The 12,863-nt window shown below is 50.4% G+C and carries 10 protein-coding genes; 5 read left to right on the top strand and 5 right to left on the bottom strand.

Going from position 1 to position 12,863, the window contains the following annotated elements:
• The first annotated feature begins 61 nt into the window (after positions 1-61).
• On the top strand, positions 62-1,093 hold the full coding sequence (locus ACAW87_RS00710) for a toxin-antitoxin system YwqK family antitoxin (RefSeq protein ID WP_370721227.1): 1,032 nt from the start codon (positions 62-64) through the stop codon (positions 1,091-1,093).
• A 176-nt stretch (positions 1,094-1,269) separates the two neighbouring features.
• Here ACAW87_RS00710 and ACAW87_RS00705 read toward each other — a convergent pair whose 3' ends face one another.
• The 3 genes from ACAW87_RS00705 to ACAW87_RS00695 form a co-directional block, all read right to left on the bottom strand.
• Positions 1,270-2,163: a tetratricopeptide repeat protein gene (locus tag ACAW87_RS00705; protein ID WP_370721226.1), complete on the bottom strand. Its 894-nt coding sequence runs from the start codon at positions 2,161-2,163 to the stop codon at positions 1,270-1,272.
• 47 nt (positions 2,164-2,210) lie between these two features.
• Positions 2,211-3,665, bottom strand: coding sequence for a DEAD/DEAH box helicase (locus ACAW87_RS00700; protein ID WP_370721225.1), 1,455 nt, complete (start codon positions 3,663-3,665; stop codon positions 2,211-2,213).
• A gap of 127 nt (positions 3,666-3,792) precedes the next feature.
• Positions 3,793-4,611 carry a porin family protein gene (locus ACAW87_RS00695; protein WP_370721224.1) on the bottom strand — a complete coding sequence of 273 codons (819 nt, stop codon included), beginning with the start codon at positions 4,609-4,611 and terminating at the stop codon, positions 3,793-3,795.
• 41 nt (positions 4,612-4,652) lie between these two features.
• Here ACAW87_RS00695 and ACAW87_RS00690 point away from each other — a divergent pair, with 41 nt between their 5' ends.
• From ACAW87_RS00690 to ACAW87_RS00675, 4 genes are all read left to right on the top strand, one after another.
• Positions 4,653-5,660, top strand: coding sequence for a gliding motility protein GldB-related protein (locus ACAW87_RS00690; protein WP_441656223.1), 1,008 nt, complete (start codon positions 4,653-4,655; stop codon positions 5,658-5,660).
• Positions 5,661-5,776: 116 nt separating this feature from the next.
• The gene (locus ACAW87_RS00685; RefSeq protein WP_370721222.1) at positions 5,777-7,594 is read left to right on the top strand and encodes an ABC transporter ATP-binding protein; all 1,818 of its coding nucleotides are present in this window, start codon (positions 5,777-5,779) and stop codon (positions 7,592-7,594) included.
• A gap of 96 nt (positions 7,595-7,690) precedes the next feature.
• On the top strand, positions 7,691-8,101 hold the full coding sequence (locus ACAW87_RS00680) for a Fur family transcriptional regulator (RefSeq protein WP_370721221.1): 411 nt from the start codon (positions 7,691-7,693) through the stop codon (positions 8,099-8,101).
• Between the two features lie 17 nt (positions 8,102-8,118).
• Entirely contained in the window at positions 8,119-9,936 is a 1,818-nt protein-coding gene (locus tag ACAW87_RS00675) for a MutS family DNA mismatch repair protein (RefSeq protein ID WP_370721220.1), read from the top strand.
• A 91-nt stretch (positions 9,937-10,027) separates the two neighbouring features.
• Here the strand turns inward: ACAW87_RS00675 and ACAW87_RS00670 are convergent, their stop codons facing one another.
• Entirely contained in the window at positions 10,028-11,197 is a 1,170-nt protein-coding gene (locus ACAW87_RS00670; protein ID WP_370721219.1) for a hypothetical protein, read from the bottom strand.
• 216 nt (positions 11,198-11,413) lie between these two features.
• A complete protein-coding gene (gene lpdA, locus ACAW87_RS00665) occupies positions 11,414-12,811 on the bottom strand; it encodes a dihydrolipoyl dehydrogenase (protein WP_370721218.1) in 1,398 nt (465 codons plus the stop codon).
• Positions 12,812-12,863: the final 52 nt, after the last annotated feature.

Genomic DNA, 12,863 nt, shown 5'->3' with positions numbered 1-12,863 from the left:
CAACGATTCCCGTCTGCTCATAAACCAGGCATTCGGGGCTTAAACCAGATTAAAAACATCCATGTATCGTTGCTTCTCCCTCTTTCTGACTGCGTTACTGGCCACTTCGTGTGTATTGGCCCAAACGGCGCCCTCTGCCCTGACCACGGCAGGCGGGCCACCGGTAGCCATTCCAAAAAAACAGAAAGGTAGTTTCCTGAAAAAAGTGGCTGAACAGGCTGGCATTCCTTCATCTGTCGTGAGCGATCCTTTATCAACGACGGCCTACGGACTACCCGGTATTCCTAAAAAAGATTCGACTGGCAGTATGCTGAGCGATATGCTCGGCAGCAGCATTCCAGACTTGGGACTGAAACTGAATTCGTTCAAAAAGAGCAAAGGCGAGAAACGCGAGAAAAAGAAAGCCTCTAAAACCGATTACGAAGGCTTCCCCATGATTCGACAGTTTATTAAGACCGGCTCCGGCGACCGAACCATTGTGCAGGAATTTCACGTGCTGAAAACATGGCAGGACCCTAGCTCGTATGTACGCGAAACGTTTGGCTACAGCCCAAAAGAAGCCCGCATCAAGGCTATAACTAAAGAGGCAACGGGTGTTTACCTCATGCACGGCCCATATAAACGATTTCAAAACGGCGACCTGGTCGAAGAGGGCTTCTATTACCTGGGAGCCAAAGACGGACGATGGGAAAGGTACGACGCCAAATTTGCGCTGATCGACAAAGTACGTTATCATCACGGTTTTCCGGCCGATGCGCACATCACTTATTACGACTCAGCCCATACGAAGGTGAAAGAGGTGTTGCCCTACGAATACGGCAAGCTGAAAGGAACGTACCTGGCCTACCACCCCAACGGACAGCTAGCCGAAGAAGGTAAATACGACAATGGCGTGAAAGTGGGGCGCTGGACAGAATATCACCCAGGTGGCACCCGCCGGTTCCGTCGCCGGGTTACCCAATACGCCCGCGATTGCTGGGAAAGCAACGTAGAACCCGTTGTTCTGTCGGAATGGGACGAGAAAGGCAAAATCACTTACGAGCGCCCCAAAGAGAAAGCAGTGAGCAGTGAAGAGGAAGAAGAAGCGCAGTAGTGTTCAGGTACGTTGATGGCTGGAGCCAGTTGCTTCGTGCAAATAGTCAACGACTTGAAAGTGCCTTTGCATTTACTTCACCTCAAACGTGAATACCGTTCAAACGTACTGTATATAAACAGGAAGCCCCGCCGAGTCTAAATCTGGCGGGGCTTCCTGTTTATATACAGTACGTTTTATTTGAAAACACCTAGCGGATCGGGCTGTTTGGCCAGCAACTCCTGTAGGTACGTTAAATCAAGACTTGATATTTCGATCTTATACGCTTTGTGCAGATACATCCAGGCAGATCGGTAATCGGCCTGCAGGTAGCTGGCTATCGACAGTTTAGAGTAGGCAGTAGCATGGTCGGGGCGAAGGAAGAGCGCTTTTTGCAAATGATCGCGCGCATCTTCCAGACTGGCCGTATCTGATTTAGCCTGATACAATTCCATTTCAACTGTAGCCAGATCTGTCATCATGATCGCGTTGGTATCAGACAAAGAGACACCGCGCTTCAACATCCGAACCGCTTCTGTAAGCTGACTACGCTGATACGAAACAACACCCAAACCCCAGTATACATCCGGGTTTTTGTCATTCAGCAGATAAGCCAGATTGAACCGATACGCGGCGGTGTCTAATTGAGCCTCGCCAATGTACTCCCAGCCACGAGAAGCAAAAAACTGACTGGCCTCTTCGCGCGAGGCGAAATTCTGATCGCAGTCGTTCAGAAAAATGATTTCCTCTTCAATCTGACTGGGCGACTTCGAGCGTTCGCCAAAGAGCGGAACAATTCTAGCATCAACAACGCGCTCACCAACAACAGGCCTTATCTCTCTCTCCAAGGTGCCCGAAGCTACCGTTCGCGACGCTGACAAATCGGCCGTTTGTGTATCTGACTTCTGTACTTCCGCCACTTTTACTGATGCCTGCTTCGTTGCTTTTACTATTACCGGCGTTTGAGCCTGACTAAAAGCAAGACCAGGGAGTAACAACAACAACAGAGCGGTTGCCTCCCAAGCCCCCAACAACGTACCTGACGTGTGGGGCTGATAAACGAATCCTGACTGCGTACGATGAGTTTGCATAGCTACCGTAGAACGACGGGGCATTGAAGTTAGTACATAGTCTTGAATTAGCGGCGTCCTGTCCGTGGTTTTTTTGATCCGTTAGGTGCTGACCCTGAACGTCCTGGCGGTCGACCACCCGGCCGCGAAGGCGTTTTTTTTAATCCACCACTTGGTCTTCCAACGCCTGGAGTTTTACTTTTCGATGCCCCGCCAGCCTTCGGCTTGCGGTCTCGTCCGGGATGTTCTTTTTTCTCGTGGAAAGCTCCCTTGAACGTAGGATCCTCTTTTTTGCGTTGTTCGTCTACCTCTCGGAGCATATCCTGCTGTTCCTCAAAGGGCGTTTCTACCTGCATCACCGCCTCTGGTATTGGCCGCCGGGGTACCTTCATTTTGATGATCTTCTCAATCTTCTCCACGTGGTACATCTCGGCCATGGTCACAAACGTAATGGCTTCCCCGGTATGATTGGCACGACCGGTACGACCAATCCGGTGCACGTAATCTTCGTAAATGATAGGTACGTCGAAGTTAATCACGTGTGATACTTCGGCAACGTCGATCCCCCGAGCCGCTACGTCGGTGGCAACCAACACCCGCACATTACCCTCCTTAAACGCTTCCATTGAGTTGATGCGCGTATTCTGCCCTTTGTTGGCATGAATCACCCGCACCTCACCAGCTTCAAACACTTTTCGGGCCAAAAACTTATAGATATTTTCTACGTTGGTTTTGGTCCGGGCAAATACAATCACACGCTGAAATGTATCCTGCGTAATCAGAAAGTTCAGCAAGTTGATCTTGGTACGGAAGTTAGGCACTTCGTACATCACCTGATCCACCATCTTCGCCGTCATTGTTTCAGGCGTTACCTCCAGCCGTACGGGCGCTTCCAGAAATTCTGACGATAGCCGTTCAACCCGATCGGGAAACGTAGCCGAGAACAGCAGGTTTTGTCGTTTACGGGGAATCACCTCCAAAATGGCCCGAATCTGCGGCATAAACCCCATATCCATCATTTTGTCGGCCTCGTCGAGCACCATCGTTTTCAGGTCTTTCGTCACGATCTCGCCCGACCGATACAGGTCGTTGAAACGCCCCGGAGTGGCCACAATAATATCGACCCCAGCTTTTAGCTGCTCAATCTGCCGCTTGGGCCCCAAACCACCGTATAAGGCTACATGGCGTATGTCGGTGTGTTTGGCCAGTTCTGTTATTGCCTGATCGATCTGCATGGCCAACTCCCGCGTGGGTGCCAGAATAAGTACACGCGGCGTTATGCCTTGCGCGTACTTTACCCGCATCAGTACGGGTAACAGATAGGCAGCGGTTTTACCCGTCCCGGTTTGCGCAATACCCAACACATCATGGTTGGCCAGAATTGTGGGAATTGCTTTTTGCTGTATGGGCGTAGGTTCAGTATAGCCCGCTTCGGCTACGGCGTTGAGTAACTGACGGTTGAGCGCAAAGTCATCAAACGATACCGTTTTCTCTGGCGTTGGCTCAGGTGTTGTAGAATTCATACTGCAAAGATAGTTCTAAGTCAGCGAGTAGGTGGTTAGAAGTCGGTAGTCAATAGTCAGTAGTCGCACTGCTTATCTTAGGCAGCTAACTACAACAGCGCGACTACTGACCATCGACTACCGACTACTAAAACTTAAATCCCATCTCCAGCGCAACGGTGTTGCTACGCGATTCGAGCGCGTTATTGCGGAATACATTAACCAACCCGCGTTGGTAGCTAAGCCCCATATTCAGGGCATTGGTGTTGTTTATCTTGTATTGAACGCCCGCGCCAAGCAGTACGCCTACATCACCAAAACCGTATTGTCGCCGATACGTACCCCCAGCTATGGCCTCTTTATAAAGTGGGTTATTAGTCTGATTGAGCGCTTTTTCGGCCAGCTTGATATCCACTAACCCGCCACACTGAATATAACCCCGCAAGCTGGGACCAATTTCATTGGCATACATTTTCACCGTTAAGGGAATTTGCAGGTATTGCAGATTGTAAACCGACTCACCGGGCGATTGCCCGGGACGAAACACATCTTGCCCAAAGGAAGCGGGAATGACAAATGACGATCGTTTAATGGTGTACCACAAGCCTGAGCTAAACGCGTATCGGTCTTTGAAGAAAAAATAGTCGAGCGTAGGGCCAACGCTCATTCGAACCCCTACCCCATTTTCCTGAAACAGACGGTAATCGCCTGCTCCTACCGCCGTATTGGAAGAGAAACCCGGCGCAAACCGGAAACTCATCTCAATTAAACGAGGGAGGCGCAAAAAACCTGGGGCCAAAATCCCATCGCGTTCATCACGTTCTGCCTGATACTCACGCGAAATCACTGTTGTTGGGCGTTTTGCAGGTAACGTACCTGTCCGCCGCAACTGAGCAGAGGCAGGGGATACCAGCAGCAGAGTCGCCAATACGCCAAGAAGCAGGCCGGGGGCTGCAACTTTTTCCATAATTTTGCACGTTTCAAAGACAGCTAAAAATGCCATCTTATATGGGAGTTAGGGTCAGCTCACGCTGGTTTGCCAATTCATTGACAACCGGCCTGAGCCTTCTTGTTTGTATATTACTCAATTCTTGTACCAAACCCGAGTCGGTCTCTATCGAACGGCTCGATCAGGCCCTGTTTTCGAGCCAGTCGCCCGCCGATGTAAAAGCATTTCTGGCAAAACATCAGCAAGTCGCTCAATTGTACTTTAACGCGACAGACCCCGATTCTGATACAGCACTCATTAATGAACTTACTGCACGGGTCAAAAATCCGGAGTTACAGGTTCTTTATGAACAAACGCAAACTGAATTTGGCGACGCTAGTCGGCTTGCCAACGAACTGTCTGAAGCGTTTACCAACATTAAACGCGACTACCCCGATTTCAAATCACCCCGCGTAGCCACGTTTATCACCGGCTTTATGGGCCCTGATCTGATTGTTACCGATAGCCTTATCCTTATTGGACTTGACTATTTTGCCGGCCCAACCGCCAAATACCGACCCCGTGGCGATGAGTTTCCGCAGTACGTCCTTCGCCGTTATGCCCAACCTTACATCGTTCCCACCATTGTTCGTCTGCTCTCTGACCAGTTCAATCAGCAAGACCGCGACGATCAATCGCTTCTGGCCGATATGGTATATAACGGAAAAGGCCTTGTTTTCACGCGGATCATGCTGCCCGAAGTGCCCGACAGTGTGATCATCGGATATACAGACCGCCAACTGACCGAAACGTTTAATGCGCAGGACCAGGTTTGGGCACATTTTATCGATAATCAGTTGCTTTACCAGACTAATCCCGACATTAAGAAGCGCTACATGGGCGAACGGCCATTCACGGCCGAAATTGGAAATAGATGCCCCGGCCGCATTGGCGACTGGCTTGGCTGGCGCATTGCCAGCCGCTATTACGATGTGCAGAAAAGCTCTGTTCCCGACCTTATGAAGTATGCAGATGCCCGACGACTTTTTCAGGAATCAGGCTATAAAGGACAAAAAGAAGACTTATAAAATGTCATTACGCTACGCTGTCACTCGGTAGTCATTGATTGTCATTAGTCGTTTTAGGCAACTAATGACAATCAATGACTACCGAGTGACAGCGTAGCGTAATGACAGTTATTAAAATGGCAAAACGAGGTAAAAATTTCGGGGAAGAAGCCCCGGAGGAAGATAAAAAGAAAGTAAACGGCGAAGCTCTTCGTCGCGCCGCGCGGCTGTTTTCGTTCGTTCGGCCCTACCGCACTCAATACCTGATTGGCTTTGTTTTTCTGTTGCTTTCCACTGCAACTACACTGAGCTTCAGCCTTATTATTCGGGAAGTAACCAATGTACTTGACAGCAAATCGGCTTTTACGCTCAATCAGATCATCCTGTTTTTTGTGGCGGTGCTGGTTGGTCAGGCTATTTTTTCGTTCTTCCGAATCTACTTCTTCGCGCAGGTTAGCGAACGATCGATGGCCGATATTCGGCGGGCAGTGTACAACCGAATGGTTACGTTGCCAATTCCTTTCTTCGAGCAACGTCGCGTTGGTGAACTAACGAGTCGTTTATCGTCCGACGTATCGCAGTTGCAGGATGTGTTGTCGCTCACGCTGGCTGAGTTCTTTCGCCAGATTGCCACCCTTATTTTCGGTACTGTTGCTATTCTGTACCTCTCCTGGAAATTAACCCTGTTCATGCTGGCTACTTTTCCCTTGCTGATTGTAGCGGCCATGTTTTTTGGGCGTTTTATCCGCAAACTATCGAAACAGGCGCAGGATGAGCTGGCCAACGCCAGTGTCATTGTCGAAGAAACACTTCAGGCTATTAATGTGGTAAAGGCCTTCACCAACGAACGCTACGAAGCACAGCGGTATGGCTCAGCTCTCGGTCGGGTAGTCGGTATTGCGCTACGGTCGGCCAAGTATCGGGGCATGTTCGTGTCGTTTGTCATCACGGCGCTTTTCGGTAGCATCGTTGGGGTGCTGTGGTATGGCGGTAACCTGGTCATCAGCGGTGAAATGGTACTGGCCGATCTGATTACGTTCCTGTTTTTAATGGCCTTCATCGGTGGGTCTGTGGCCGGTATGGGCGACCTCTACGCCCAGATTCAGCGCACCATTGGCGCCTCAGAACGCATCATGGATCTGCTCAACGAAGCACCAGAAGTCGACATTGTATCGAACCCGACCACACTTGCGGCACCCATTGCAGGTGCGGTGTCGTTCAATAATGTTCGATTCTCATACCCGTCACGTACCGACATCGAAGTGCTGAAAGGTATTTCGTTACAGGTCGAGGCGGGCCAGAAAATCGCCCTGGTTGGGCAGAGCGGCGCGGGTAAATCAACCATTGCGCAGTTGCTGATGCGGTATTACCCGCTGGCCAGTGGCGACATTACCGTTGATGGCCTGTCGATTAATGACTACGACGTTACTAACCTCCGGCAACACATTGCGATTGTTCCGCAGGAAGTGATGCTTTTTGGGGGCACCATCGAAGAGAATATTCGGTACGGCAAACCAGACGCAACGGCTTTTGAGATCGCCGAAGCAGCACGACGCGCCAACGCACTCGGGTTTATCGAATCGTTTCCCGAAGGCCTGAAAACCCTCGTTGGCGAACGGGGCGTGAAACTATCGGGTGGACAGCGGCAGCGCATTGCCATTGCCCGCGCCATTCTGAAAGATCCGGCCATTCTGATTCTCGACGAAGCCACTTCTTCGCTCGATGCGGAGTCGGAACGGCTGGTGCAGGAAGCGCTGGATGAACTGATGAAAGACCGGACCACGTTGATTATTGCTCACCGGTTAGCTACCATTCGTAAGGTCGATCAGATTTATGTGCTTCGCGATGGATTGATTGCCGAGCAGGGCACCCACGATGAACTAGCGGCGCTGGACGAAGGCCTGTACGCAAATCTGGTTAAATTACAGTTTGAAACTACTGAGAATGCATTATAAGTTACGATTCACAATAAACGGATTAAGATTTAGTTTGCCTCTAGTGTGAGCAACAGATCGTAATTCGTCCATCGTAAATCGTAAATCAATATCGCCATGAACCCCGCACAAACCCTAAAAGATCACGATCTGCGGCATACCAGCAACCGGCTGGAAATGCTCGATTTGTTTCTCCAAAGCGACCACGCACTGGCTCACGGCGATATTGAATCACGACTTGGCCCTAATCACGACCGGGTTACGATTTACCGAACACTGCGCACCTTCCTTGAAAAAGGCATTGTGCACAAAGTGCTCGATGATGCGGGAGATCCTAAGTATGCTCTTTGCCGAACCACCTGTGGCAAAGGCGATCATCATCACGACCACGTCCATTTCAAATGTCAGCAATGTGGTCAGACCACTTGTTTGGATGATGTTCAAATTCCAGCCATCGCCCTACCCGGAGGTTACAGCCGTCGGGAGACGAATTTGCTCATTCAGGGTACCTGCCCCGACTGCGTTTAGCCTCGTATATCCACTTCATGACCTCTTTCCCCGACCGCGAACGCGGTTTTCAGCAACAAGCCGAAGCTGATCAGCAGCGGCACAACCAATTAGCGATCTGGCGTTTAGCCTGGTTTGCTTTCTCAGTAGCGGTTGTCTGGCTTCTGATTGCTGGTAAACAAACCACCTGGGCCGCTCTGGCTGCTCTGATTGGCGTAGTTGTTTTTACCCGAATGATGACCTGGCATCAGGCCGTCCGCCGCAAACGTGACCTGAACCGACATCTGGCTGCCCTTAACACCGATGAACAACTCCGTCTGGACCGGCAATTTACCCGCCCTGAAACAGGAGTCGCCTTTGCCCCTATTGATCATGCCTATGCCCACGACCTCGACGTATTTGGTAAACACTCACTATTCCGACTCATCAACCGAACACGTACCTACGATGGCACTGCCCGGCTGGCCCAATATCTGTTACAACCGGCTCAACCGCATGTCATTTTCCTGCGTCAACAGGCTGTAGCCGCCCTGAAACCGCACATCAATTGGCGACAGGATTTTGAAGCCACGGCGATGCTGAACGAAAAAATCAGCCTCTCCACGGCGGGCTTACGTGCCTGGGCCATCGGCAACACCACGCCTTTACCCGGTTGGCTCAACATAGCCCGGTTCGTGCTACCCGTACTGACCATTGGCGTATTTGCCAGTTGGGTAATGGGATACGTACCCGGCTTAAGCGTATTCGCTGCGCTGGGCGTTCATGGGCTTCTACTGAGTTCCATGAAGGAAACTACGAAGCAGGTTAGCGAACAAACACACGAAATAGCCCAGTCGCTCTCCGATTTTGCTGACCTTTTCCGCTTTGTCGAATGTGCTCCCGGCGACTCTATTCTCCTGACTGATTTACGCAAACGACTAGAATCAAGTCAGGTAACCGCCTCAGTAGCCGTTCGGCAACTGGCGCGGCTCGTCGAAAATTTCAATTTCCGGCGCAACCCTTATTTCTACCTGTTTGTAGGCCTCCCCTCCCTTTGGGATGCCCATTATCTGGCCGCGCTGAACCGTTGGCAGGCACAGCATGGCCCGGTACTGGCCGATTGGTTTTCTGCTTTGGCCGAAACCGAAGCCCTGAATAGTCTGGCCGGTTTTGCCCACGCACACCCTGACTACGTACAGCCTGAGTTATTCGAAAACGAAGCCGTACATATCGACGCACAGAACGTGGCTCATCCGTTGATTCCACCAACAAGGGCGGTGGCTAACTCACTGGCTTTTGACGGATCAGGCAAAACTATTCTGATTACCGGCTCTAATATGTCGGGGAAAAGCACCTTTCTACGTACGGTAGGGCTCAATGTGGTGCTGGCGCAGGCAGGAGCCGTTGTTGCCGCCAGCCGATTCATTTGCTCACCAGTGCAAGTATTCACCAGCATGCGTACGCAGGATTCGCTCGAAGAAAATACGTCTTCATTCTACGCCGAATTAAAGCGACTACGTACTCTGATTCAGCAAACGCAGAACGTACCTGGCGCAGAGATCAAATCCGGACTACCAGTTGATCTGCCAATTCTGTATTTCCTGGATGAGATTCTGAAGGGGACAAATTCAGCGGATCGGCACAAAGGAGCCGAAGCATTGATTCGGCAGTTGCACCGCACAAAAGCATCTGGTTTTGTATCGACCCACGATTTAGAACTGGGTCAACTCGGTGAATCAGTCGACTTTGTGCAGAACTACCACTTCCGTTCCGACATTCATGAGGGCAAGGTCACCTTCGATTATCACCTCCGCCCCGGCATATGCCAGAGTTTCAACGCCAGTGAGTTGATGAAGGCGATTGGGATAGAAATGTGAAGTGGAAGTCCAAAGGTTCAAGGTCTAAAAGTCCAAAGTCATGCTGCCGGTGAGCAGGGCAACTTTGTACTTTTAGAACTTGAACTTTAGACTAACTTTTTTTAAACTCCCCCTTATACGTATCGAAAACGAGGGCGTTGATCCAGTAGGCGTCGCGGGTGAAGTAAAAGGTCTTGGTGTTCAGATTGCCTATCTCGCGAAAGATCTGTTGGGCCAGCAACGTACCTGCCAAACAGCCTTCCCGGTTATAAACACGCCGGGTTGCTTTGGCGTGATCACGTTCAATCAACTCGCGCAGTTTAGGGTCTTCGATCATCGAGAACGAACGACTCTGCCAATCAATCCAGCCGGTTGGTGAATACAACATCTCTACAAACTGCCCGAAGTCATCGAGCGTAAACTCAACAATTTCGTCCTGTACTTTTTCGGGAAAACGCCAGGTAATGAACTGATAAGCAGCTCCACCCGTCAGGTAGATCATCGACCTGTTTATGTCTTTGATGCCGGGGTTATCATTGAGCGACATCCTAACCAAAGGAGCAATGGAGTCTTCTACCATAGCTTTCAGCAGATTGGCGTAATCGGCAGGGTTTGGGTTCCGAAGCATAATCCGCTCAGACAGGCGGCGGGCCCCCAACTCGATAGTGTACGATTTGAAGGTATACCGCGTTGTACCCGACGCACTTACGTAAGGTTGCAAAATGCCACCTTTCAGGTTTCCACCACCCACATCGACCAGTATAGCCCGGTCAAAATCTTCGCGTGCCAACCCTGCCCGAACGCTATAGGTTGCCTCAATCTTGGTAGGCATGTCTACCACCGTGGTCATGCCCAGCAGCTTCTGCGTCTGTGTATTCACCTCGCCAACGTTAGTGGCCATGTTCACGCCCGATGAGGTGTATATGATAAAATCGCGGTTCGTCATGCCGAACGCTTCGCTGGCATCCCGCATCATCTCCTGAACCGTTGCCACGGCCTCCTGAATATCAGCTGACCGAAGTTTGCCGTTATTCAGTTCCATACCTTTCACCAGACCAACCGTTTCCTGACGGTCATACACCAGCCGGTATTTCAATTTACCGTTCTGTTTGTAAAAGCCAATCACAGACAGCTTAACACCCTGAGAACCAATATCAAATCCAGCTCTATACCCATCAAATGTGATCGGTGCAGGTATTTCCTGCGCTAACGTACAACTGACGATCAGGCTGTAAAATGACAGAAAAAGGCCAAATAGACGGCGAAAATAGGGGGACTTCATTTAGAGGCTAATTGTGTTTTTTTGACGATAGATCAGGGTATCGCGCAGGCAACGAAACATATGGTCACTCAATCGTATGAACAAAGTGACAAAGGCTGTGCCAACTTAAGCATTACATCCCGACATCTACCATCTAAATTACTTGCAAAGACACAAAAAACGGTTCTGAAACATATCCAGAACCGTTTTTTTAATCTACCTCATTAGAGGCCAATACTATAGGTGAATGGCTTCTCCGTAAGCAGCCTCTGTTGCATCTTTAATAGCCTCCGACATGGTCGGATGCGGATGCACAGCTTTCAGAATTTCATGCCCCGTTGTTTCCAAACGGCGGGCAGTTACCACTTCGGCAATCATCTCGGTTACGTTGTTGCCAATGAAGTGAGCGCCCAGGAATTCGCCGTATTTAGCGTCGAAAATAACCTTCACAAAGCCCTCGGGTGTACCCGACGCTTTGGCTTTGCCCGACGCCGAGAAGGGGAACTTACCCACCTTCAATTCGTAACCAGCCTCGCGAGCGGCTTTTTCGGTATACCCTACCGAAGCAATTTCAGGCGTACAATATGTACAACCCGGAATGTTGTTGTAGTTCAGGGGCTCAACATGAGGCAGACCCGCGATTTTCTCGACGCAGATAATAGCCTCTGCCGACGCTACGTGCGCTAGTGCCTGTCCTTTCGTTACGTCGCCGATAGCGTAGTAGCCCTCAACGTTCGTCTTGTAATAATCGTCGGTCGCAATTTTACCACGGTCGGTTTTGATACCTGTCTCTTCCAGACCAATGTTTTCGATGTTAGCCACAATACCTGCTGCCGACAGAACGACATCGGCCTCGAATGTTTTTTCACCCTCCGGGGTCTTCACCGACACTTTACAGCCTTTTCCGCTTGTGTCTACTTTAGTAACCTCCGAATTGGTGTATACATCGACGCCCATTTTCTTGTACTGGCGAAGCAGTTCTTTCGAGATATCTTCGTCTTCAACCGGTACAATGTTGGGCAGAAACTCAATGATCGTCACCTTGGTACCCATGCTGGCATACACGTAGGCAAACTCAACACCAATCGCTCCAGAACCAATGACAAGCATTGAATCGGGGCGTTTTTCCAGGGTCATGGCCTTGCGATACTCAATCACTTTGCTGCCATCGAGCGGAACAGCGGGCAACTGACGTGCGCGGCTTCCAGTGGCAATAATGATGCTTTTGGCTTCATATTCGGTGGTTTTGCCGTCTTGAGCGGTTACCTCCACTTTCTTGCCTGGTTTTACTTTACCATTGCCGCTAAGAATGTCGATTTTGTTTTTCTTCATCAAAAACGCCACCCCTTTGCTCATGCTATCGGCTACGCCCCGGCTGCGTTTGATCACAGCGCTAAAATCGGCCGACGAGTCGCCCACGGTGATACCATAGTCTTTGGCGTGCTTGATATATTCAAAAACCTGCGCACTCTTCAGCAGGGCTTTGGTGGGGATACACCCCCAGTTCAGGCAGATCCCGCCCAGGCTTTCGCGTTCAACAACGGCTGTTTTCAAGCCCAATTGCGAAGCCCGGATCGCTGCTACATAGCCGCCGGGTCCGCTTCCTACCACGATTACATCGTACTGTGAAGCCATTGTATGAAAAATAGAAATAAGTGGTCATGAGTGGTCATTGGTAGTCATTCGC

The organism is Fibrella aquatica (assembly GCF_041321135.1).
Lineage (GTDB): Bacteria > Bacteroidota > Bacteroidia > Cytophagales > Spirosomataceae > Fibrella > Fibrella aquatica.
Note: the sequence above shows the minus strand (reverse complement) of the source record. Positions and strands in the feature narration are given on the sequence as shown.